Source organism: Escherichia sp. WS2035 (assembly GCF_046487065.1).
GTDB lineage: Bacteria > Pseudomonadota > Gammaproteobacteria > Enterobacterales > Enterobacteriaceae > Escherichia > Escherichia coli.
Genome location: NZ_JBJQKD010000018.1, coordinates 64,920 through 87,820, shown reverse-complemented (window position 1 = coordinate 87,820; position 22,901 = coordinate 64,920). Strand labels below are relative to the sequence as shown.

General features: G+C 51.2%; 20 protein-coding genes. 13 read left to right on the top strand and 7 right to left on the bottom strand.

The genetic code is table 11. The annotated features are described in order from the left end of the window. Together ACJHX4_RS22970 and ACJHX4_RS22965 are read left to right on the top strand one after the other, a co-directional pair. Complete coding sequence (locus ACJHX4_RS22970; RefSeq protein ID WP_001093393.1) at positions 1–507, top strand: tripartite tricarboxylate transporter TctB family protein; 507 nt, start codon at positions 1–3, stop codon at positions 505–507. Between the two features lie 12 nt (positions 508–519). Further along, on the top strand, positions 520–2,010 hold the full coding sequence (locus ACJHX4_RS22965; RefSeq protein ID WP_000463026.1) for a tripartite tricarboxylate transporter permease: 1,491 nt from the start codon (positions 520–522) through the stop codon (positions 2,008–2,010). 34 nt (positions 2,011–2,044) lie between these two features. Here ACJHX4_RS22965 and udp read toward each other — a convergent pair whose 3' ends face one another. Beyond that, a complete protein-coding gene (gene udp / locus ACJHX4_RS22960) occupies positions 2,045–2,809 on the bottom strand; it encodes a uridine phosphorylase (protein ID WP_000045178.1) in 765 nt (254 codons plus the stop codon). Between the two features lie 261 nt (positions 2,810–3,070). On the opposite strand from udp, the gene ACJHX4_RS22955 reads away from it, so the two are divergent. The 10 genes from ACJHX4_RS22955 to ACJHX4_RS22910 all read left to right on the top strand — a co-directional run bounded on the left by ACJHX4_RS22955 (position 3,071) and on the right by ACJHX4_RS22910 (position 13,378). Further along, positions 3,071–3,880 (top strand): dienelactone hydrolase family protein, encoded by an 810-nt coding sequence (locus ACJHX4_RS22955; protein ID WP_001296602.1) that lies wholly within the window; start codon positions 3,071–3,073, stop codon positions 3,878–3,880. 256 nt (positions 3,881–4,136) lie between these two features. Further along, complete coding sequence (locus ACJHX4_RS22950; protein ID WP_000194418.1) at positions 4,137–4,805, top strand: cysteine hydrolase family protein; 669 nt, start codon at positions 4,137–4,139, stop codon at positions 4,803–4,805. 5 nt (positions 4,806–4,810) lie between these two features. Next, on the top strand, positions 4,811–5,671 hold the full coding sequence (locus ACJHX4_RS22945; protein WP_001296601.1) for a DUF2877 domain-containing protein: 861 nt from the start codon (positions 4,811–4,813) through the stop codon (positions 5,669–5,671). A gap of 94 nt (positions 5,672–5,765) precedes the next feature. Continuing rightward, positions 5,766–7,325 carry an acyl-CoA synthetase FdrA gene (gene fdrA / locus ACJHX4_RS22940; protein WP_000865632.1) on the top strand — a complete coding sequence of 520 codons (1,560 nt, stop codon included), beginning with the start codon at positions 5,766–5,768 and terminating at the stop codon, positions 7,323–7,325. Further along, the gene (locus ACJHX4_RS22935; protein ID WP_001093934.1) at positions 7,322–8,746 is read left to right on the top strand and encodes a DUF1116 domain-containing protein; all 1,425 of its coding nucleotides are present in this window, start codon (positions 7,322–7,324) and stop codon (positions 8,744–8,746) included. The genes fdrA and ACJHX4_RS22935 overlap by 4 nt, the downstream gene beginning before the upstream one ends. Next, entirely contained in the window at positions 8,739–9,695 is a 957-nt protein-coding gene (gene arcC / locus ACJHX4_RS22930) for a carbamate kinase (RefSeq protein WP_000240546.1), read from the top strand. The genes ACJHX4_RS22935 and arcC overlap by 8 nt, the downstream gene beginning before the upstream one ends. 16 nt (positions 9,696–9,711) lie before the next feature. Next, positions 9,712–10,101 (top strand): glutamyl-tRNA amidotransferase, encoded by a 390-nt coding sequence (locus ACJHX4_RS22925; protein ID WP_000214035.1) that lies wholly within the window; start codon positions 9,712–9,714, stop codon positions 10,099–10,101. 25 nt (positions 10,102–10,126) lie between these two features. Then, positions 10,127–11,350 (top strand): cytosine permease, encoded by a 1,224-nt coding sequence (locus ACJHX4_RS22920; protein WP_001227356.1) that lies wholly within the window; start codon positions 10,127–10,129, stop codon positions 11,348–11,350. A 77-nt stretch (positions 11,351–11,427) separates the two neighbouring features. After that, complete coding sequence (locus ACJHX4_RS22915; RefSeq protein WP_000470720.1) at positions 11,428–12,333, top strand: LysR substrate-binding domain-containing protein; 906 nt, start codon at positions 11,428–11,430, stop codon at positions 12,331–12,333. Positions 12,334–12,532: 199 nt separating this feature from the next. Continuing rightward, on the top strand, positions 12,533–13,378 hold the full coding sequence (locus ACJHX4_RS22910) for a MurR/RpiR family transcriptional regulator (protein WP_001060029.1): 846 nt from the start codon (positions 12,533–12,535) through the stop codon (positions 13,376–13,378). A gap of 29 nt (positions 13,379–13,407) precedes the next feature. Here the strand turns inward: ACJHX4_RS22910 and tkt are convergent, their stop codons facing one another. From tkt to metE, 4 genes are all read right to left on the bottom strand, one after another. Beyond that, a complete protein-coding gene (gene tkt / locus ACJHX4_RS22905) occupies positions 13,408–15,405 on the bottom strand; it encodes a transketolase (RefSeq protein WP_001088086.1) in 1,998 nt (665 codons plus the stop codon). A gap of 50 nt (positions 15,406–15,455) precedes the next feature. Continuing rightward, positions 15,456–16,964: a glucose-specific PTS transporter subunit IIBC gene (ptsG, locus tag ACJHX4_RS22900; protein WP_000037971.1), complete on the bottom strand. Its 1,509-nt coding sequence runs from the start codon at positions 16,962–16,964 to the stop codon at positions 15,456–15,458. 41 nt (positions 16,965–17,005) lie between these two features. After that, entirely contained in the window at positions 17,006–17,563 is a 558-nt protein-coding gene (gene hxlB, locus ACJHX4_RS22895) for a 6-phospho-3-hexuloisomerase (RefSeq protein ID WP_000339043.1), read from the bottom strand. Between the two features lie 338 nt (positions 17,564–17,901). Then, complete coding sequence (metE, locus tag ACJHX4_RS22890) at positions 17,902–20,163, bottom strand: 5-methyltetrahydropteroyltriglutamate--homocysteine S-methyltransferase (protein ID WP_000153956.1); 2,262 nt, start codon at positions 20,161–20,163, stop codon at positions 17,902–17,904. Positions 20,164–20,280: 117 nt separating this feature from the next. Here metE and metR point away from each other — a divergent pair, with 117 nt between their 5' ends. Beyond that, positions 20,281–21,234, top strand: a complete 954-nt coding sequence (gene metR / locus ACJHX4_RS22885) for an HTH-type transcriptional regulator MetR (protein ID WP_000573618.1) — start codon at positions 20,281–20,283, stop codon at positions 21,232–21,234. On the opposite strand, the gene bioP is transcribed toward metR, so the two are convergent. Beyond that, positions 21,122–22,021, bottom strand: coding sequence for a biotin transporter (gene bioP, locus ACJHX4_RS22880; protein WP_001196237.1), 900 nt, complete (start codon positions 22,019–22,021; stop codon positions 21,122–21,124). The genes metR and bioP overlap by 113 nt on opposite strands. Positions 22,022–22,096: 75 nt before the next feature. Beyond that, positions 22,097–22,897 carry a sugar/pyridoxal phosphate phosphatase YigL gene (gene yigL / locus ACJHX4_RS22875; protein WP_000285360.1) on the bottom strand — a complete coding sequence of 267 codons (801 nt, stop codon included), beginning with the start codon at positions 22,895–22,897 and terminating at the stop codon, positions 22,097–22,099. Between the last annotated feature and the right edge of the window lie 4 nt (positions 22,898–22,901).

Genomic DNA, 22,901 nt, shown 5'->3' with positions numbered 1-22,901 from the left:
ATGAACACAAAACAGTCTGTTGCTCAACTCGCCGTACCGCACCGCAAGCGCCTTTCATCAACGATGGTGGTGGCGCTGTTACTTTGTGTGGTTGCTGGCGCGGTGATGATTAATGCCGCTGATTTTCCAGCAACTGCCATTGAAACGGATCCCGGTGCAAGTGCCTTCCCTACCTTCTATGCCTGTGCCCTGATTGTGCTCGCTGTCTTGCTGGTGATACGCGATCTTTTGCAGGCAAAACCAGCCTCTTGCGCCAACGCACAGGAAAAACCGGCATTCAGGAAAACGGCAACAGGAATTGCGGCAACCGCGTTTTATATTGTGGCGATGAGCTACTGCGGTTATCTCATTACTACTCCTGTTTTCCTCATCGTCATTATGACGTTGATGGGCTACAGGCGATGGGTACTCACACCGGGTATTGCGCTGCTGTTAACGGCAATCCTCTGGTTGCTGTTTGTCGAAGCGTTACAGGTGCCATTGCCTGTCGGCACATTTTTCGAATAACAGGGGCCAGCAATGTTTGAAAGTGAACTTTTAACTCAGGGTTTTTCGACATTACTCAATAATCCTCAGGCGCTGCTGTTTGCCACTTTTGGGGTGATGCTGGGTATTGTGATTGGCGCTCTGCCTGGTCTGACAGCGACCATGGGTGTGGCGATTTTGCTGCCTTTCACCTACGGCATGGAGCCTGTTTCTGGCTTGTTGATGATTTGCGGCGTCTTTTTTGGCGGCGTCTATGGCGGTTCTATCACCGCAATTTTGCTCAAAATTCCCGGTACGCCTGCCGCCGCAGCCACCGCCATTGACGGATATGAGCTGACGAAGCAGGGAAAAGCAGGGCTGGCATTGAGTGCCGCCACGTTCTCTTCCTTTAGTGGCGGAACGCTCAGCATTATCGTGCTGATGTTTCTCTCTCCGGTACTTGCCAGTTGGGCGCTGAAATTTAGTGCCTCGGAGTCCTTCGCCCTGGCAACCTTCGGACTGAGCATTATTGCCAGTATTTCCGGTGAGTCGCTGATTAAGGGGCTGATTGCCGGGGTTGGCGGATTGCTGATCGCAACGATAGGCCTTGATCCAATGGGCGGTTTTCCACGGTTTACAGGTGGATTTGTGGAGCTGATGAATGTGCCATTTATCCCGGTGATGATTGGTTTATTTGCTGCTTCAGAAGCATTCCGCTCTATGGAGCAAAACCAGCAAATTCGTCAGGGGGCGAAGGTGGCTATCGGCAGTCTGTTACTGCCCTGGCAAACACTACGCCGCATCGCATTAACCATTTTGCGCTCATCAGGATTAGGGGTTTTTATCGGCATGATCCCCGGTGCGGGGGCGGATATTGCAGCTTTTGTTGCCTATAACGAAACTCGTCGTTTCAGTAAGACACCAGAAAACTTTGGTAAGGGTGAAATTAAAGCTGTGGCCTCCTGTGAGGCAGGCGCGAATGGCTGCACCGGTGGCGCATTGTTACCTATGCTGACGCTGGGGATCCCTGGCGATGCGGTAACCGCCATCATGCTGGGCGCGTTAACGTTACAGGGAATGCAACCAGGCCCGCTGATGTTTACCGACCACGGCGATATGGTTTATACACTGTTTGTCGGCATGATCTTCTGTTACTTCATGCTACTAGTTCTTGGACTGCTCTCTTTGAAAGTCATCGGTAATGTGGTGAAAATTCCCGGCAATATTCTCACACCGATGATCCTCGCACTTTGTGTGGTCGGGACTTATGCGTTGAACAATAGCCTTTTTGATGTTGGCATTATGCTGATTGCAGGCGTGGTGGGCTATTTCATGCAGAAAGGAGGATATCCGGCATCACCCGTAGTGCTGGCATTGATTATGGGGCCAATGGCGGAAAGTAATTTTCGCCGTGCGCTGTCGCTTTCTGGTGGGTCACTCGACTTTCTGTATACCCGACCGATCACTCTGGCATTGCTGACTCTGGCAGCCTTTACGCTACTGACGCCAATAATCCGCAAAATAATGCGTTTACGGCGTCAATAACTGATATCGCTCCCCGAAGTTGGGGAGCGTTTTTTTATTTCAGCAGACGACGCGCCGCTTCCACCACGATTTTCACCGCATGGCTTTCGGTTTGTTTCATCGTCTCAGCATTCGGGATCTCTTGCTGGGTGCGGTTAACGATAACCCCCGCTACCATACCGGCACGCAGGCCCTGACTTGCACACATGGTCAGCAGGGTTGCAGATTCCATTTCATAGTTCATTACGCCCATCGCCTGCCACTCTTCCATAGAACCTTTAAAGTGACGAACTACGCGACCAGAGTAAGTATCGTAACGTTCCTGACCTGGGTAGAAGGTATCAGAAGAAGCTGTCACGCCAACGTGAGTCGTCGCGCCAATGGATTTCGCAGCTTCAACCAGCGCAGTCGTACATTCGAAATCAGCGACAGCCGGGAATTCCAGCGGTGCGAAGTGCAGGCTCGCGCCATCCAGACGAACAGACGCCGTGGTAACCAGGACATCACCCACATTAATATGCGGCTGAATAGCGCCCGTTGTACCGATACGCAGGAAGGTGCGAATGCCCAGCTGTGCCAGCTCTTCAACAGCAATAGAGGTAGACGGGCCGCCGATACCGGTAGAGCAGACGATAACAGGTTTACCATCCAGCTCTGCACGCCAGGTGGTGAATTCGCGGTGAGATGCCAGCTTAACCGGCTTATCCATCAGCGCGGCGATCTTTTCCACACGATCCGGGTCGCCAGGGACGATGGCAAGCGTAGCCCCTTGTAAATCGTTTTTAGTGAGGCCGAGATGAAAAACATCAGACTTGGACATATACAACTCCTCTGTGAATCGGTTTAGTCAGAAGAAGCAAAAAGACACTTTACCGAAGGGTTTAACATTTTTTCGTGATACTCATCACCATGACGAAAATGTGTTGCATAAATTTACCCATCAAAAGTGATGCAAATCACATAAATCACTCTTCATTCTGCAGGACTGCATAAAAGATGAGCCGATTCAGGCAATGTGATTTGTTGCATGCTGACTATAGTTAACATTGCGCAACATTTTTATAAGGGTACGGAGAATACCATGGCAACAACACAACAATCTGGATTTGCACCTGCTGCATCGCCTCTCGCTTCGACCATCGTTCAGACTCCGGACGACGCGATTGTGGCGGGCTTCACCTCTATCCCTTCACAAGGGGATAACATGCCTGCTTACCATGCCAGACCAAAGCAAAGCGATGGCCCACTGCCAGTGGTCATTGTAGTGCAGGAAATTTTTGGCGTGCATGAACATATCCGCGACATTTGTCGCCGTCTGGCGCTGGAGGGGTATCTGGCTATCGCACCTGAACTTTACTTCCGCGAAGGCGATCCGAATGATTTTGCCGATATCCCCACGTTGCTTGGCGGTCTGGTAGCAAAAGTGCCTGACTCGCAGGTGCTGGCCGATCTCGATCATGTCGCCAGTTGGGCTTCCCGCAACGGCGGCGATGTTCATCGTTTAATGATCACCGGATTCTGCTGGGGTGGACGTATCACCTGGCTGTATGCCGCGCATAATCCACAGCTAAAAGCCGCAGTGGCGTGGTACGGCAAACTGACGGGCGATAAGTCGCTGAATTCACCGAAACAACCTGTTGATATCGCAACCGATCTTAACGCGCCGGTTCTCGGCTTATATGGCGGCCAGGATAACAGCATTCCGCAAGAGAGTGTGGAAACGATGCGCCAGGCGCTGCGGGCAGCAAACGCGAAAGCAGAGATTATCGTGTACCCGGATGCAGAGCATGCGTTCAACGCCGATTATCGTCCGAGCTATCATGCCGAGTCTGCGAAAGACGGCTGGCAGCGAATGTTGGAATGGTTTACACAGTATGGTGTTAAAAAGTAACGCCATAGTCGCTAAATCTGATGATTAAGCTCACACAATTTCAACGATTTTTTTAATCTCAAAACCATACAGCATCAAAAAATTTGTTGCTGTATGCCACTCTTTGACTCCCTTCACATTCGTCATCACACCACCTGCTGAATGCAAAAATTTCGTTGCTGTGCGGCAAACTTTTTTCCTGTTTTGTGCCGCTTTTCTCCTGAATACTCGTTCTCAGAACAACTGGATCGTTTAAACATCAGACAGGAGATTTACCATGACGCAATCCATTTTTCAGGCTCAACCCTTTGAATTACCTTTTGATCCGCGCACAACTGCACTGGTCATGATCGACATGCAGCGTGACTTTGTCGAAGCCGGGGGCTTCGGTGAGGCACTGGGCAATGATGTTTCACGGGTACGCACGGCTATCGCACCATGTACAGAGGTGCTGGCAGCCGCACGTCAAAAAGGAATTATGGTTATTCATACTCGTGAAGGCCATCGTGCAGACTTAAGCGACTGCCCGCCAGCCAAACTGACGCGCGGCGGAAAAACCTTTATTGGTGAACCAGGACCGATGGGACGCATTCTGGTCAGAGGTGAAGCAGGTCATGACATCATTCCTGAACTGTACCCGGTGGCAGGCGAACCGGTGATTGATAAGCCTGGCAAAGGCGCGTTTTATCAAACCGACTTACATCTGATTTTGCAAAACCACGGTATCAAGACGCTGATAGTTTGTGGTGTAACAACCGAAGTTTGCGTAACCACCACCGTGCGCGAAGCAAATGATCGTGGCTATGAATGCATTATCCCGGAAGATTGTGTCGGCTCCTATTTCCCGGAATTCCAGAAATACGCCCTCGAGATGATCAAAGCACAAGGTGCCATTTTCGGTTGGGTTACTGATTCCAAAGCCATTATTGCAGGTCTGGAAGGCTAACGCCGATGGTACAGGTTACGCTTTGCGCATCGTCGTTGGGATATCTTTTCCCGCAGGATGAAACGCAAGATTTACGTCTACATAGCGCTTTTAAACATGCGGTAAATCTGTATTCAGACGCGGGAACATTCATCACTCTGTTGTGTGCGCAAACGTATCTGAATCTCCCTGATGCTGCCAGAGTCTGGCTACCTGAATGTTGGGACTGGCGAAGAGAGATTGCCCATTCAGATCCCATTCAGTTAACCCCAGGCTTGCTGCGGACACCTCGATTTTGTGTGGCGCTCGATAACGCAACGCTCTGGCAGTCGCCATTTGTGGGGGGAATGCTGACACTTGAGGCATTCCCTTTGGTTTTCCAGCACTACCCAACGATGGCATCGCAACGGCTTTTATTTTGTCTGGAGCATAACGTTCAAAGCACATTGCACCTGCCGGATAGTCTCACGCACCAGGGATTAGCGATTATGGAGCATCCAGATGCGCTGGAACGCCAGGTGCCACAACTGATCGGCTTTGGTAAAGGCTTAACGCCCGATGGAGATGACTATTTGTTGGGCTATCTGGCAGCGCTCTGGTTATGGCAACTCCCTGCACCACTTGCCGATCATCAATACCGGTTGCAGCAGGCAATTGATCAACATGCGCACAACACCACGGATATCAGTCGTCATTATCTGGAGCGTGCGCTTCAGGGACATTTTTCAGAACCGATTTGCCAGTTACTCGCACAACTGGTTGGGAGCGCATCGGCAATGACAATCGCATCCTGTGCAGAACAGGTCATGCAATTTGGCGCAACGTCAGGAGTAGATTGCCTTGCAGGAATGCTGCATGGCTTTCGAACCCTGAACACCATGAATTGATTTCAACCTTTTCTCCCGTAGCCCGTTTATGGGGCTACACGGGGATGCTTTGCCCGAATTTTGCTATCGGGCGGAATGAAACAGGCGTAACAGCATGAAAGTTAAATATAAAGTTTTCAGTAATCTTTATCAGGACTCAGTTTCTCTGATGCAGATTTCCGCGCAAATCAGCAAGTTGCCCGGTATTCAACAGGCCTCGGTCGTCATGGGAACGCCCAATAATCTCGAACAATTGCGCGATGCGGGTCTGGGTAACGAAATCAACGCCAGTCCCAATGATTTAGTGATTGCAGTCATGGGTGAAGAAGATATTTGCAATGAAGCACTGATACTGGCCCAGCAACGTCTGACCAGCAAACCCGATGATGAAACGGATAGTGGCATTAAAACACCGGAAAAGGTCAGCCTGGAAATGGCACTGGAAGCCGAACCCGAAGCCAACCTGGCACTCATTTCTGTACCGGGAGACTACGCCGCCGCCGAAGCAATTAAAGCGTTAAACCTCGGAATGAACGTGATGATGTTCAGCGATAACGTCAGTATCGTGCAGGAAAAATCCATCAAAACGCTTGCCCGAGAACGTCAGCGCATCGTAATGGGACCTGACTGTGGAACCGCCATTGTTAACGGCATTCCGTTAGGCTTCGCTAATGTGGTGAAACGCGGAGCAATTGGTGTTATTGGCGCGTCAGGCACCGGGCTACAGGAAGTGACTTGCCGAATCGACCAGCTCGGAGCGGGTATTTCTCAGGCGTTGGGAACAGGCGGACATGATCTCAGTAAAGAGATTGGTGGAATATCGATGCTCTTCGCTTTAGATGCGCTGGCGCAAGACGATGAAACTCGCGTAATTGTGCTGATTTCAAAACCGCCTTCACCGATCGTTGCCCGGACTATTCTGGAGCGCGCCGAGGCTTGTGGAAAACCCGTGGTGGTGAATTTCCTCGGGGCGAATCCGCATGATCTGGCACGTCCCAATATCACTGCCGCCACCACACTTGCCAGCGCCGCCGACATCGCTGTGGCGTTACTGAATGCTCAGCCACTTCCGGCTGTCGAAACCGATGTACCCTGCGACGATCTCACAATGTTACAAAACGCCTGCCAGCGCCTGCCAGCCCATCGCCAGGCGATACGCGGTGTTTTCGCCGGAGGAACCTTCTGCTACGAAGCGCAACTTATCTGCCAACAAAAGGGATTCAGCGCAGCTTCCAATACGCCAGTTGCGGGTAATCGTGCTCTGGCAAATATCTGGCAAAGCGAAGATCACACGTTGATCGATATGGGCGACGATGATTTCACCCGTGGCAAACCGCATCCAATGATCGACCCGACTCTGCGCAATCAACGTCTGCTCAACGAACTCAACGACTCACACACTGCCGTCGTGTTATTCGACCTGGTACTTGGTTATGGCGCTTCCACGACGCCTGCCAGCGAATTACTGGACCAACTTTCACACATCGACATGAATAACGCTCCGTTGCTGATTGCGCACGTTTGCGGAACGGAAGCTGATCCGCAAATACGCAGTCAGCAGATAAGCGCACTACAAAATGCAGGGGTCATCATCGCCAGCAGCAATGCACAGGCGGCGCTATGGGCCAGCACCGTTGCACAGACTCAGTTGCAGAAAAAGGGGCTAAACGCATGAATACCTTATTTAATCAGCCTTTGAAGGTTGTGAACGCGGGACTACACAGTTTTGCTGACAATATTCAACATGCCGGGGGAAGCGCAATTGCACTCAACTGGCAGCCACCAGCACAAGGCGATATTGACGCTGGATTGGATCTGGCATCGTTGCTACGTCATCCCCTGGTAGAAAATGCCAACCAAATCGCCATGGCACGTTATCTCGAAGCACAGCCCGTGCTGGTGGATGTCATGCTTGCTAAAGAGGCCATTCCAGCAATGGCTGAACAAAAACGTATTTTGCACTCTGGCCCGCCGATTGCCTGGGAAGAGATGTGTGGTCCGGTAAAAGGGGCGATTATTGGTGCCATGCTGTACGAAGGTTGGGCCACCAGCCAGCAAGACGCTGAAAACCAGATAAACGCAGGCGAAATCGACCTTGCCCCTTGTCATCATTATCACGCGGTTGGCCCAATGGCAGGCATCATCAGCCCGTCGATGCCGTTATGGGTGGTAGAAAACAAAACCAACGGCCACCGTACTTTTAGCAATTTCAATGAAGGTCTGGGTAAGGTTCTCCGTTTTGGCGCCAATAACGATGAAGTTCTCAATCGTCTGGCCTGGATGCGCGATGAACTGACGCCGGCAATGAAAGCAGCAATCGCACAACACGGCGAGCTGGAACTCAAGCCATTAATGGCGCAGGCGCTGCATATGGGGGATGAAGTTCATAACCGCAATGCTGCCGCTACCGGTTTGCTGATTAAGCGCCTGCTCCCGGCATTGCTGGCCTGCTCTCTTCCACAGGAACATATCCAGCGCGTCGTGGCATTTATCACCGGTAACGATCACTTCTTCCTCAATCTGTCGATGGCCGCCTGTAAAGCAATGATGGATGCCGCCGCCAATGTACCGTTCAGTTCAATGGTTACGGTGATGGCGCGTAACGGGGTGAATTTTGGTATTCGGATTTCCGGTACTGGCGATCGCTGGTTCCAGGCTCCTGCCAATGCCGTTGAAGGTCTGTTCTTCCCCGGATTTGGCGTTGACGACGCTGCTGCTGACCTGGGTGATAGCGCAATTACTGAAACCGCAGGTGTGGGTGGCTTCGCGATGGCGTCGTCTCCGGCGATCGTCAAATTTGTGGGAGGCACCCCTGCCGATGCCACCAATAACAGCCGTCGGATGCAAGCCATCACCCTCGGCGGTAACCCCGCATTTACACTTCCAGCCCTCAATTTTGCCCCCACCGCAGCAGGGATTGATGCGCGTAAAGTGACCGATCGCGGCATTTTACCGGTCATCAATACGGGTATCGCCCACAAACAAGCGGGGGTCGGGCAAATTGGTGCCGGGATCACCACTGCGCCGATGGCCTGTTTTGTCGCCGCTGTACGTGCACTGGCGGAGATCGTCGCAAAGGAGAACCATCATGGTTAAGCCACTGGCTGTCGTCGCGGTTGGCGGCAATGCGCTCATTCAGGACGAGCAACGCAATAGTATTCCCGATCAATATGTTGCAGTGATGGAAAGCGTGCAGCATATCGTTGATATGGTTGAAGCCGGATGGGACCTGGTGCTAACCCACGGTAATGGCCCGCAGGTGGGCTTTATTCTGCGCCGCTCTGAACTCGCCAGTAACGAAGTTTCTCCGGTTCCACTTGATTACGCCGTGGGTGATACACAAGGTGCAATTGGCTACATGTTCCAGAAAGCGCTGCATAACGAACTCGCTCGCCGTGGCATAAACAAACCGGTAATTGCCCTGGTGACACAAACGCGAGTCAGCCCACATGACGATGCTTTCGCCAGCCCCAGTAAACCGATTGGCGCGTTTCTCGATGAAGCAACGGCCCAACAACGCCAACAACAACTCGGCTGGACGCTGATGGAGGACGCCGGGCGTGGTTGGCGGCGTACAGTTCCCTCTCCTGCACCACTGGAAATTATTGAGCACGACACCATCGCTCACCTGGTGCGCCAGGGATATCTGGTTATTGCCTGCGGCGGCGGCGGTATTCCGGTGGTGCGAGACGGGCAACAACTGAAAGGTGTAGAAGCCGTGATCGATAAAGATCTGGCCTCCGCGCTGCTCGCCAGTCAGTTAGGCGCAGATCTGCTGGTGATCCCCACCGGTGTAGAAAAAGTGGCGATTAACTTTGGTACACCACAACAACAGTGGCTCGACGCTATCAGCGTTGCCGAAGCGCAAACGCTGTTGCGGGAAGGTCAGTTTGGTGTCGGCAGTATGCAACCCAAAGTGGAAGCCATTGTTGATTTCATCAATGCCAGCCAGCAACAAGGCAAACAGGCCAGCGGCCTGATTACTTCACCGCAAACCATAAAAGCAGCCCTGGCGCATCAGAGCGGTACATGGATAACCCTTTAATTCTCTGGAGAACACAATGACTACAACGCTTTTAGCCGTTAACGGAACGCTGATGCGCGGCCTGGAACTCAACCCAAATATGCAAAAAGCGGGCGGTATTTTTGTCCGTGAAGACCGAACTGACGCCCATTACCGGTTGTGGAGTATTAATGATCGCCATCCGGGAATGATTCGCGTGAATGAAGGAGGAACACACGTCGACGTAGAAATTTGGCAATTACCGCTGGCCAGTTTTGCCGCTCTGTTAATGAGCGAACCCGCTGGGCTGGCAATTGGCAAAATCAAACTTGCCGATGGTAGCGAAGTGCTGGGCGTACTGGCAGAAAACTGGCTGACCGAAGGCCAACGGGAAATTACAGAACTGGGTAGCTGGCGTAAATACACCGGGCATTTTCATACTGTGTAACGCGCATTTATAAAGGGAACATACTATGCGTAAAAAAGAAGAGAATCTGAATACGGCATCAGGATTGCGTATTGCCATGATTTTGCTGGGTATTGCCGTCACACCTGTGCTGTTGTCATCCTCAAGCCTCGGCAATCAACTTTCCAGCGGCAGTTTAATTAGCGTCGTATTGTTAGGCGGCGTCATTCTGACCTTACTTTCAGCCATCACCATTAGCGTGGGAGAAAAAGCCCGCCTGCCAACGTATGGCATTGTGAAATATTCGTTTGGCGAAAAAGGGGCCATCGCCATTAACATTTTGATGGCGATAAGTCTGTTCGGCTGGATTGCCGTTACCGCCAATATGTTTGGTCATTCGGTACATGACTTACTGGCTCAACATGGACTGGAAGTTCCACTGGCACTGTTAGTGGCGGCTGGCTGTGTCATTTTTGTCGCCTCTACGGCATTTGGCTTTGCCGTTCTGGGAAAAATTGCCCAGGTTGCCGTGCCGGTTATCGCGCTGGTGCTGTGTTACATCCTCTATGTGGCAACCCATACCGAAGTGGCAGTACCAGCGGCGATTGTGGAGATGAATACAGGTGTCGCCGTTTCCACCGTTGTTGGCACCATTATTGTGCTGGTTGCCACACTGCCTGATTTCGGTAGTTTTGTGCATAACCGCAAACATGCGCTGATTGCCGCAGGCGTGACGTTTCTGGTTGCCTACCCTCTGCTCTACTGGGCGGGTGCAACGCCGAGCGCCATTAGTGGTCAGGGATCTTTACTGGGTGCGATGGCGGTATTCGGTGCAGTTCTGCCTGCGGCGCTGTTGTTGATTTTCGCCTGCGTCACCGGTAACGCGGGCAATATGTTCCAGGGCACGCTGGTGGTTTCCACACTGCTTACCCGCTTTCCCAAATGGCAGATTACCGTGGCGCTGGGTATCCTTTCCGCCATCGTAGGCAGTATGGATATTATGGCGTGGTTTATTCCGTTTCTGCTGTTCCTGGGTATCGCCACGCCACCCGTTGCCGGAATTTATATCGCTGACTTTTTCCTTTATCGCCGTAATGGCTATCAAGAGTCAGTGTTAGCCCAGGAGTCACAGATTAAAGTGCTGACATTCGCAGCATGGATCATAGGCGCAGCGGTTGGCTTTATGACCGTAAAAGGCTTATTCACCCTGACGACGATCCCTTCGGTAGACTCGATTCTGGTGGCATGTATCGCGTATGCGATTCTCAGTCGGGCAAGTCAACACCGCTAATTCCTGGGTATACTCAGGCAATGATTACGGCTGAATCTGGAGAGATTCAGCCACTTTACCACTGACCAGGGAGCCTTATGTTCATCTCAGACGAAACGCTTCGTGTTATTCATCTGGTCGCCAGACACCAGAGCATTACCACCGCAGCCGAGCAGTTAAATAAAGTCCCTTCCGCCATCAGTTACACCATCAAGAAAGCGGAAGAGAGCCTGGGCGTTGAACTGTTCATTCGTAAGGGACGCTATATTGAATTATCGCCAGCGGGAAGTTACTTCATCGAACATAGCAAAACTATTCTTGGCGACCTGGAAGCATTAAAGCGCAACACAGTGCTGATTCACGATGGTATTGAGCGTGAACTGACAATTGCGGTAAACAATATTATTCCTGGTGATTTGCTGGTGGCATTTATTCGAGATTTTGAACGGCAATTCACATCAACAACACTGACGGTAGATCTTGAGGTATACAACGGCTGCTGGGATGCGCTGTACAGTAAGCGTGCTGATCTGGTCTACGGTGCTCCTCATGCAGTACCAAGCAGTGAAGGCATCATTAGCGAACCGGTCGGACAAATGGAATGGGATTTTGTCGTCAGCCCACTCCACCCACTGGCAGCGAAGCGGCATCCATTAGAAAACAGTGAATTGCGTCATTATCCAGCGGTTTGTATCCGCGATACCTCCGTTAACTTCCCCCCGATGCAAGCCTGGTTGTTGGAAGGACAAAAACCCATTTTTGTTCCTGACTTCGCTACGGCAATCGCCTTAATAGAACAAAACGTCGGTATTGGTTATATTCCACATCATCTGGCATTACCGTTATTGAACAGCGGTAAATTGCTTAAAAAGCCAATGCGCGAACATAAACACGCCACCAAGTTATTTCTTGCCGCTCGTTCCGATGGTATGGGCAAAGCCTGTCAGTGGTGCATAGAATATTTAAGAAACCAGCAATTAATGACACGATTTGTATTTAATTGACAATACAATGATAAAAATATAAGTCTTGCTTTAATTAGAGCGCCCGTTTAAATTATTTTTGTGCAGTTGACGTAATTCATGAAAATTAACCGGTCTGTTAATCATTACGTTCACTGCACACCTTCATTTTTTCACACCTATCCACGCCTGAAAACTATGTTATAATCAGCACTTTCTGTCAGAATGAAATTTACTAATTATGAATAACATAACCGTAAAAAGTCTGATTCAAAGCAATTACCCTACACTGCATCAGGCGGAAAAAAAGGTCGCTGACTATATTCTTAGCCACGCACATGAAGTCGTGAACTATAGTGTCACTGAACTATCAGAAAAAAGCCATGCCAGTGAAGCGACTATCGTACGCACCTGTAAGAAATTAGGTTATCAGGGTTATTACCATTTAAAAATTGCATTAGCAAAAGAAGTCATTAATCCTGACAATAGCTATCCTGAAAATACCGACTTCAGCGATATAACATCTTTGGCAACCTTTTTATTAAAAAAACAGGCCGAAGATTTAATACAATCAACGCAATTTTTTAATGCCGACGTGCTTGAGTCCATTCTCAAACTACTTGCTAATTGCGATACTATTTTCTTTTTTGCTGCCGGAAATTCAAACCCACTGGCCGTTTATAGTGCTTATAAATTCAGCCAACTCGGATTAAAAACCGTTGTTCACGTCAGCCCGGAAATGCAAATTAATGCGGCATATTCTATGGGGAAACGCGACCTGGCGATTGGTATTTCTAACTCTGGCAGCACCAACTTAATGGTCGATATCTTTAAAGTGGTGAAAGAGCGCGGTGCCAAATCCGTTTGTATCACTAACTATATTAAATCTCCGTTATCAAAACTCTCCACCCATCAACTCAATACCGCGGTCAGCGATAAAATCTTCTTTGAAGCCTTCGACTCCACTCGCGTTCCGGCAATGGGCGTTATTGATATGCTGGTGCTGTTGTTTATGTATAAAAACAAGGCGCATTACGAGAAATACCGCACCCGTGAAGAGTTTCTTGGCTCCCGTTTCAAGGGGTAAAAGGTCATCCTTTCACCCCTTGTGCAGGTTTAGCTGTTCAGTAGCTCACGCGCCTGCGCCAGGACATTTTCCGGCGTAAAACCAAAGTGTTTGAACAACACATTCGCCGGAGCAGACTCACCAAAGCTCGTCATGCCGATCACTTTACCGTCCAGGCCCACGTAGCGTTCCCAGAATCCGGCGATGCTGGCTTCTACCGCCAGACGTTTGCGTACAGCTTTTGGCAATACCGACTCTTTGTACGCCGCATCCTGATTATCGAAACGCTCGGTACACGGCATGGAAACCACGCGAACTTTACGCCCTTCTTCCGTTAACGCTTTTGCGGCGCTGACCACTAACTCAATCTCTGAACCCGCAGAAATGAGGATCATCTCAGGCTGACCGTCACAATCACTCAGTACATAACCACCACGCGCAATCTCTGCCAACTGTGCAGCGGTGCGCGGCTGTTGCGCCAGAGGTTGGCGCGTTAATACCAACGACGTTGGGCCATCTTTGCGCTCAATCGCCTGTTGCCAGGCCACCGCCACTTCCACCTGATCGCAACCGCGCCAGGTTTCCATATTCGGCGTCAGACGCAGCGACGCCAGTTGCTCAACGGGCTGATGTGTCGGGCCGTCTTCGCCCAGGCCGATGGTATCGTGGGTATAAACAAACACCGAGCGGATCTTCATCAGCGCCGCCATGCGCAGTGCATTACGCGCATATTCCATAAACATCAGGAAAGTACCGCCGTAAGGGATAAACCCACCATGCAGCGCAAGACCGTTCATGATGGCCGACATACCAAATTCACGCACGCCATAGGAGATGTAATTCCCCGCCGGATTTTCTCCGGTGAAATCAACCGATTTCTGATGGCGAGTCAGGTTAGAGGGCGACAAGTCCGCCGAGCCGCCCATCAGTTCCGGCAGCATATCTGCGAAGTGATTGAGGCATTTCTGGCTAACCTGACGGGTTGCCAGCGCCGCCGGATGGGATTGCAGATCGTGCACATATTTCTGCATATTCTCGACCCAGCCAGCAGGCAAATCACCCTTCATGCGACGAGTAAACTCCGCCGCCAGTTCCGGCCACTGCTTCGCGTAGTCGGCAAACAGTGCATCCCATTCCTGTTGAACCTGCGCGCCTTTCTCGGTCGCATCCCATTCGGCATAAATTTCACCAGGAATTTCGAAAGGGGCATACGGCCATTGCAGACGTTCACGCACCAGCGCCACTTCATCTGCACCCAGCGCCGAGCCGTGGCAATCGTGGCTGTTGGCTTTATTTGGCGAACCAAAACCGATAATCGTTTTGCAGCACAGCAGACTGGGCTTATCCGTGACGCTTTTCGCTTCACGCACCGCAGCATCTACCGCTTCTGGATCGTGACCATCAACGCCTTCAATGACATGCCAGCCGTAGGCACGAAAACGGGCAGCCGTATCTTCAGCGAACCAGCCTTCTACGTGACCATCGATCGAAATACCGTTATCGTCCCAGATAGCAATCAGATTGCCGAGCTTCAGCGTTCCTGCAAGACCACAGGCCTCGTGGGAGATCCCTTCCATCAGACAGCCATCACCCAAAAATAACCATGTGTGATGATCAACAATATTAAAGCCCGGTTTGTTAAATTCTGCCGCCAGCGCCTTCTCCGCAATCGCCATCCCCACCGCATTAGCTACGCCCTGCCCCAACGGGCCGGTGGTGGTTTCAACACCCGGCGTATAACCATATTCTGGATGACCCGGCGTGCGGGAGTGGAGCTGACGAAAGTCGCGAATATCATCCATCGACAGGTCGTAGCCTGTAAGATGCAGCAAAGCGTAAATCAACATGGAGCCGTGACCGTTCGACTGAACATAGCGGTCGCGGTTAAACCACTGCGGATTTTTTGGGTTATGACGCAGGTGACGACGCCAGACCACTTCGGCAATATCCGCCATCCCCATCGGCGCGCCCGGATGACCGGAGTTCGCTTTCTGGATCGCATCAACACTTAACATTCGGATGGCATTAGCCAGTAATTGTGAATTCATACTTCAGCTCTCTCTGTCTGGCGGGCTGAAACCAGCCCGCTAATCTCGAATTAGTTAGCACAGGCCACTGTCATTTCTGTCGGGCGCGGTCTGCTCATTACGGTTTTGATTTCGTCGCGCAGGATTTGCGATTTGCCGCCAAATATCACCTGTACACCGCCATCACCCAGTTTCACTAAACCCGCAGCCCCCAACTCCTTCAGCCGTTTTTCATTCACTTTCTTATCGTCTACCAGCGCCAGCCTTAGGCGTGTTGCGCAGGCATCCACATCTTCGATATTGTCGAAACCACCTACTGCTTCGATGATTTGGTATGGACGTTCTTCGCGCGTTAATGTGGTTGCAACGGCAATCTCTTCATCCTCACGCCCCGGTGTTTTCAGATTCAACTTGCGGATCAGTACCCGAAATACGGTGTAGTAAATCGCTGCATAGCCCGCGCCTGCCAGGAACACCAGATACCACGGCGTGCGGTTTGGCATAACGCCATTCAGTACGAAATCAATAAGACCGCCAGCAAAAGGATGACCAATGTGCACATTCAGGATGTTCATCAGCACAAATGAAGTGGCATATAAGAAGATGTGAATGATGTAGAGAACCGGCGCTGCAAACAAAAATGCATATTCCAGCGGCTCCGTAATCCCGGTAACAAATGTGGTCAGCGCACCGGAGAGTAAAAGGCCTTTAATCAGCGCCTTACGTTCCGGTTTTGCTTCCTGATACATCGCCAACGCGGCGGCAGGTAACGCAAACATCATGATCGGGAAACGACCTGTCATAAACAGCCCCGCCGTCAACGGAGCACCGTCGCGCAATTGGGCAAAGAACACCGGAATATCGCCCGTCACCAGTTGCCCGGATTTGGTCATGTAGTCGCCAAAGTTGTAATAAAACGGCACGTTCCAGATATGATGCAGGCCAAAAGGAATCAGCGAACGTTCGCCAACGGCGTAAATAAAGGCCGCGAAGTTCGCGTTATGTCCACTGGTCACCAGCGTTGAAAGCGACGCCAGACCTTTTTGTACCGGTATCCACAGCCACGGCAATAAATAGCCGACAATAATTGCCGCCACAGCCGTAATAATCGGTACAAAGCGTTTTCCACCGAAGAAACCAAGAAACTGAGGCAATTCAATATTGTGGAAGCGGGTATAGAGCAGATAAACAAAGATGGCGACAATCAGACCGCCAAACACTCCCGTTTGTAACGTCGGTACCCCGAGGATCATCGCATAATCACCGTTACTGGCTGCAACGGACTCCGCAGTAATGCCAAGTTGCGTTCCCATCGTGGCATTCATGATCATGTAACTGATAATCGCTGAAAGTGATGAAGAACCATCACCTGTCAGGCCAATCACAATACCGACACAAAACAGCAAAGGAAGGTTGGCGAAAATCAGGCCGCCGCAATTCGCCAGCAGCTCAATGTTAAATGAAATCCCGATGGCTAAAATCAAACCCGCCGCCGGAAGAATGGCGATTGGTAACATCAGAGCAGAAGAAAATTTCTGCAACTTCTTGAAGTTAAACAAGGATGTTATTTTTTTGCTCATTTTTATTCTCCTGTAGGGTATCGAGCAAATAACGGCGACGACTATTCCAGATTGGCGTGGCGCTTAAACAGTTCACTTTCCGGCGCACCACTTTCAGCAGCCATCTTCATCACTAATGCATCGGCAATCACCAGCAAAGCTTGCTCATACAACGACGCCATCGGCTGTGCCGAGCGGAAAACAGAATCTTTTTGATTTTTGGAAGGGGCATTGATTTGCACGATGACGTCGACAAACTCGGTGATAGTGGCGTGTCGATTCGTGGTTAACACCGCCACAGCGCCGCCGAGCTGACGTGCTTTTTTCGCCAGCGCCACCAGTTGTGCTGTCTCACCGGAAGCAGAAGAAACGATAAACAGATCGCCAGGCCCAAAGTTCGGCGTAATGGTTTCCGTCAGGAAGTAAACCTCTTTTCCCATATGCATCAGGCGCATGGTGAAGGCTTTCATAGAAAAACCGGCGCGTCCCAGGCCATAGCAGAAAACGCGCTGGCTTTGCTGAATAGTGTCGATCAATTTGGTGCAGTCATCCTCACGGATAGAGTCCTTAACGAAGGTTAATTCATTGATGATCTCAGTGATGTACAGCTTTGCGTCCATTTCACACCTCATGAAATAATTTTCTCAAACACAAAATCTCATGAAATTTTATTTCATTCCAATGCATCAGTATGAAATGTGAAGCTAGTCACAAGAAAGATCATAGGTTGATATGTTTTTCATTAAAAAACATAGAGATATCAAGTAATTTTTAATATGTGATGGAGAGGCAGATAGAAAAAATGGCGGAAATGACGAAATTTATTTCATGAGAAGGGAATAAAGAAGATTTTCTTAAACAGGGTATGAACTGATATCTGGAATGGTTTACGCAGTATGCTGGGAAGACGTCGCTGTAATGAGAAAAGACCGGGTGGTATTACCACCCGGTTTGGATTTTACCCCCGACGCAAATTCTGCGCCGCCTGCACCATGTTCGCCAGTGCCGCGCGGGTTTCTGGCCAGCCGCGCGTTTTCAGGCCACAGTCCGGGTTGACCCACAGACGCTCTGCCGGAATGCGTTTTGCCGCTTTCTTCAGCAAGGCTTCAATCCATTCCACGCTCGGTACGTTTGGCGAGTGAATGTCATAGACGCCAGGACCGATTTCATTTGGATAATCAAACTCTTCAAACGACTCCAGCAACTCCATGTCGGAACGCGAGGTTTCGATGGTGATGACGTCTGCGTCCAACGCCGCAATCGAATCCATAATGTCGTTGAACTCGCAGTAACACATGTGAGTGTGGATTTGTGTGTCATCTTTCGCCACGGCGGCGTTGATACGGAAAGCCTCCACGCCCCACTGGAGATAGGCATCCCAGTCGCTGCGACGCAGTGGTAAACCTTCGCGCAATGCCGGTTCGTCAATCTGAATGATGCCAATTCCAGCGGCTTCCAGATCGGCCACTTCATCACGCAGTGCCAGCGCAATCTGTTTGGCGATGGTTTCACGGCTGACATCTTCACGCGGGAACGACCAGCAGAGAATAGTCACCGGGCCAGTCAACATCCCTTTCACCGGTTTATCAGTCAGGGATTGCGCATATTTTGCCCACTCCACGGTAATCGGTGCCGGGCGGCTAACGTCACCAATAACAATCGGTGGCTTCACGCAGCGGGAACCGTAGCTCTGTACCCAACCGTTTTGCGTAAAGACAAAGCCATCCAGATGCTCGCCAAAGTATTCCACCATGTCATTACGCTCGGCCTCGCCATGTACCAGCACATCCAGTCCCAAACGTTCCTGCTCAACAATGGCCTGCTTGATATGTTCCGCAATGCCCGTGCGGTAGTTATTGGCGTCGATATTACCCTTTTTAAAATCCAGACGCAGGGTACGAATCTCCGTGGTTTGCGGGAAGGAACCAATCGTGGTGGTCGGCCACGCGGGCAGTTTAAAACGCGCACGCTGGGCTTCAGCACGCACTTCATAGACATTCGCACGCTGACTGTCCTGGGCGGTGATCGCCGCCAGACGCTTTTCTACTGCCGGATTATGTACACGAGTAGAGTGACGACGCGCCTGAATCGGAGCGCTCCACTCTGCCAGAGCTGCCGTATCACCACTGTTCAGCGCATCGCGCAGCAATGCCAGTTCATGACATTTTTGCAGGGCGAAGGCAAACCAGCTTTTCACTTCTGCATCAAGACGCGTTTCCACGCTCAGGTCGATGGGGCTGTGCAGCAGTGAGCAGGAAGATGCCACCCACAAATCACGTTTGCCGACAATGTCCTTAATTTGCGCATATTTCTCGGTAAGATCGGCGCGCCAGACGTTACGACCATTGATAAGACCCGCAGACAGCAGCCAGTCAGAAGGCAGGCGCTTGTGCAGTTCAGCAACGTCATCTTTACCATGTACAAGATCGACATGCAGACCCTGAACAGGCAGCGCAGTAATCGTGTCGAGGTTTGGCGTTACGCCTTCAAAATAGGTGGTCAGCAGCAGTTTCACCTGGCCCTGGAGCGCGTCGTAAGCGGGTTTGTATGCATCCAGCCACGCCTGCGGCAGTTCCAGCACTAGCGCGGGTTCGTCGATCTGTACCCACTCAATGCCGCGTTTCGCTAGTTCTGCCAGCACTTGCTGATAAACCGGCAGAATGTCGTTCAGCAGGCTCAGGCGATCAAACTGTTCACCTTTCACTTTACCCAGCCACAGGTAGGTAACCGGCCCCAGCAGCACAGGTTTCACCTTGTGGCCCAGCGCCAGCGCCTCGTCCACTTCCTCCAGCAGCTGCGTCCAGGTCAGTTTGAACTGTTGGCCTTTAACGAACTCCGGCACCATGTAGTGATAGTTGGTGTTAAACCATTTGGTCATTTCCGCTGCCGCCGCAGGTTCGCCAGTCGGTGCACGTCCACGACCAATACGGAACAGGGTATCGATATCTACCGAACCATCGTTGTTCTGATGACGTTGCGGAACATTACCCAGCAGCAGACTGGTTGTCAGTACATGATCGTACCAGGCAAAATCGCCCACCGGCAGCAGGTCGATACCCGCTTGCTTTTGTTGATCCCAGTGACGAGCACGCAATTCACGCCCTACCGCCAGCAGTTCTTCACGCGTGGAGTTCCCCGCCCAATAACTCTCTTGCGCTTTTTTCAGCTCGCGACGCAGGCCAACGCGAGGGAAACCGAGGGTGTGATTAAGAATTGTCATTATATGCCCCTTATGGAATTTTTAGTATTTAGCCGTCCAGATGTTTACACATCCATAATTGGCGGTTACTGTATATTCCTCAAGCGCAAATTATTCATGCCGAAGTGAAGGACTTTCATGATCGAAGTAAAACACCTGAAAACGCTACAAGCGTTGCGGAACTGCGGCTCACTCGCAGCCGCTGCGGCGACGTTGCATCAAACGCAATCCGCCCTGTCTCACCAGTTTAGCGATCTGGAACAACGCCTTGGCTTCCGGCTATTTGTGCGTAAAAGCCAGCCGCTTCGCTTTACACCGCAGGGAGAAATCCTGTTGCAACTGGCAAATCAGGTGCTGCCGCAAATTAGCCAGGCACTGCAAGCCTGCAATGAACCGCAGCAGACGCGCCTGCGCATTGCCATAGAGTGCCATAGCTGTATTCAGTGGCTGACGCCCGCATTAGAAAATTTCCATAAGAACTGGCCGCAGGTGGAGATGGATTTTAAATCGGGCGTAACGTTTGATCCGCAGCCTGCGTTGCAACAGGGCGAGCTGGATCTGGTGATGACGTCCGATATTCTGCCGCGCAGTGGCCTGCATTATTCGCCGATGTTCGACTATGAAGTACGTCTGGTGTTAGCACCTGACCATCCACTGGCGGCAAAAACGCGTATTACACCGGAAGATCTCGCCAGCGAAACGCTGTTGATTTATCCGGTGCAGCGTAGCCGACTGGATGTCTGGCGGCATTTTCTTCAGCCAGCAGGCGTCAGCCCGTCACTGAAAAGCGTCGATAACACCTTATTGTTGATTCAGATGGTTGCCGCACGGATGGGTATTGCCGCACTACCTCATTGGGTGGTGGAGAGTTTTGAACGCCAGGGTCTGGTGGTCACCAAAACCCTGGGCGAAGGCTTGTGGAGCCGACTGTACGCCGCCGTGCGCGATGGCGAGCAGCGTCAGCCGATTACAGAAGCGTTTATTCGTTCAGCGCGCAATCACGCCTGCGATCATCTGCCGTTTGTGAAGAGCGCGGAGCGACCCACTTACGATGCACCCACAGTGAGGCCAGGATCACCAGCGCGCCTGTAATAAACGTTGGCCAGTGCGGCTGTTGGTGCCAGATAGCCAGGTTTACCAGCAGCCCTGCCGGAACGTGCATATTATTCATAATGCCCAGCGTTCCGGCGTCCACCTGCGTCGCGCCGTAGTTCCACATAAAGTAGCCAATCCCGGAAGCCACCACGCCAAGAAACACCAGAATGCCCCATTGCAACGTGGTTTGCGGCATTTTCTGCGCATTTCCCAGCAAGAACCATGCAATCACTGCCACCAGGAACGCGCCAAGATAGAACCACGCAAAGGCGTTATGCTGCGGCATCGGGCGAGTTTCCATCAGACGTTTGTAACCCACCATGCCGATGGCAAAAGTGATATTGGAGAGTTGCACCAGCAACAAGCCAGTCCAGAAATGGTCGGTGACCTGATCATAGCGAATAATCCCGGCACCAATCACCGCCAACAAGGCGCTAAAAGCATAGCCCCAGCGCAGACGGCGCTTACTCATGATGTCATAAATCAGCGTGATGTAGAGCGGCGTCAGTACGGTGAACAACAGCAGTTCAGAAACCGTCAGGTAGAGATAGGCGCGGAAACTCAGCATATACATCACACCGAGCTGCATCGCGCCCACCAGCATATACAGGCCGACCGTTTTCAGGCTATTGCCACGGGTACGCAGAAACGGCAGAAAAACAAGTGCCGCCAGACCAACGCGCACCAGCACCGCAAAATAGCTATCGACGTGCCCCGCAAGGTACTCGCCATAAAAGCTAAAGGAGAAGGCCCACAGAATCGTGGTGATGATAAGTAGCGCCACAATGGAAAACTCTTTGATTAACGAGTATCCATTGTAGCGAAGTATCAGGTTGACAACTGACCAAATAAAGAACGATTACGATAAATAGAGCTTACGCAGATAATGCGGCACTGCGTCTTCGGCGTTAGTACCAATCACTTCCAGCTCTGGATGCAGATCTTTCAGCCGTTGATGCGCGCTGCCCATAATGCAGCCTTTCCCCGCCATCGACAGCATTTCGGCATCGTTCATTCCATCGCCAAAGGCAATACAATCTTGCAGGCTGTAACCCAGTTTCTTCGCTACCGCTTCCAGGGCATGGCCTTTTGAAACGCCGCCAGCCATGACTTCCAGGCAGGTTAAGGTAGAGAAACTGACATTGACGCGATCGCCCCAGCGAGCGTTAATCGCTTGCTCCAGTGGCAGAAGTTTTTCATGGGAATCGCAGGTGAAGAACACTTTGCTGACGCCTTCCGGCTCCAGCAATCCCGGCTCATACAGCGCATAATTGAACACCGCTTCTTTGAAAAAGCGCATCTCTTCCGGGCGATGGCGATTCATAAACCATTCGTCGTCGCGATAAACGTTAGTAATGATGTCCGGATTGTCGTTGACTACGCCAAACAGATCGCTGGCAATGTCGCGATCCAGGTTATGAGCAAAAATCAGGTTGCCATCCAGATCGTGAACGCGCGCGCCATTGGAGGTAATCATGTAAGACTTAATCTCCAGATTATCGCGAATTTGCCCCACATCAACGTGGTGACGACCGGTCGCAAACACAAAGTTGATGCCGCGCGCGGTGAGCAGCTTCAGAGTTTCTTTGGCGTAAGGGGATAACGTATGGTCGGGAGAAAGTAACGTGCCATCTAAATCAGACGCAACAACCTGGTACATAAGA

What these genes read in the sequence shown, in the direction of transcription:
- ACJHX4_RS22970 (WP_001093393.1), top strand. Translation starts at nt 1, where the DNA reads ATGAACACAAAACAGTCTGTTGCTCAACTCGCCGTACCGCACCGCAAG.
- ACJHX4_RS22965 (WP_000463026.1), top strand. Translation starts at nt 520, where the DNA reads ATGTTTGAAAGTGAACTTTTAACTCAGGGTTTTTCGACATTACTCAAT.
- udp (WP_000045178.1), bottom strand. Translation starts at nt 2,809, where the DNA reads ATGTCCAAGTCTGATGTTTTTCATCTCGGCCTCACTAAAAACGATTTA.
- ACJHX4_RS22955 (WP_001296602.1), top strand. Translation starts at nt 3,071, where the DNA reads ATGGCAACAACACAACAATCTGGATTTGCACCTGCTGCATCGCCTCTC.
- ACJHX4_RS22950 (WP_000194418.1), top strand. Translation starts at nt 4,137, where the DNA reads ATGACGCAATCCATTTTTCAGGCTCAACCCTTTGAATTACCTTTTGAT.
- ACJHX4_RS22945 (WP_001296601.1), top strand. Translation starts at nt 4,811, where the DNA reads ATGGTACAGGTTACGCTTTGCGCATCGTCGTTGGGATATCTTTTCCCG.
- fdrA (WP_000865632.1), top strand. Translation starts at nt 5,766, where the DNA reads ATGAAAGTTAAATATAAAGTTTTCAGTAATCTTTATCAGGACTCAGTT.
- ACJHX4_RS22935 (WP_001093934.1), top strand. Translation starts at nt 7,322, where the DNA reads ATGAATACCTTATTTAATCAGCCTTTGAAGGTTGTGAACGCGGGACTA.
- arcC (WP_000240546.1), top strand. Translation starts at nt 8,739, where the DNA reads ATGGTTAAGCCACTGGCTGTCGTCGCGGTTGGCGGCAATGCGCTCATT.
- ACJHX4_RS22925 (WP_000214035.1), top strand. Translation starts at nt 9,712, where the DNA reads ATGACTACAACGCTTTTAGCCGTTAACGGAACGCTGATGCGCGGCCTG.
- ACJHX4_RS22920 (WP_001227356.1), top strand. Translation starts at nt 10,127, where the DNA reads ATGCGTAAAAAAGAAGAGAATCTGAATACGGCATCAGGATTGCGTATT.
- ACJHX4_RS22915 (WP_000470720.1), top strand. Translation starts at nt 11,428, where the DNA reads ATGTTCATCTCAGACGAAACGCTTCGTGTTATTCATCTGGTCGCCAGA.
- ACJHX4_RS22910 (WP_001060029.1), top strand. Translation starts at nt 12,533, where the DNA reads ATGAATAACATAACCGTAAAAAGTCTGATTCAAAGCAATTACCCTACA.
- tkt (WP_001088086.1), bottom strand. Translation starts at nt 15,405, where the DNA reads ATGAATTCACAATTACTGGCTAATGCCATCCGAATGTTAAGTGTTGAT.
- ptsG (WP_000037971.1), bottom strand. Translation starts at nt 16,964, where the DNA reads ATGAGCAAAAAAATAACATCCTTGTTTAACTTCAAGAAGTTGCAGAAA.
- hxlB (WP_000339043.1), bottom strand. Translation starts at nt 17,563, where the DNA reads ATGGACGCAAAGCTGTACATCACTGAGATCATCAATGAATTAACCTTC.
- metE (WP_000153956.1), bottom strand. Translation starts at nt 20,163, where the DNA reads ATGACAATTCTTAATCACACCCTCGGTTTCCCTCGCGTTGGCCTGCGT.
- metR (WP_000573618.1), top strand. Translation starts at nt 20,281, where the DNA reads ATGATCGAAGTAAAACACCTGAAAACGCTACAAGCGTTGCGGAACTGC.
- yigL (WP_000285360.1), bottom strand. Translation starts at nt 22,897, where the DNA reads ATGTACCAGGTTGTTGCGTCTGATTTAGATGGCACGTTACTTTCTCCC.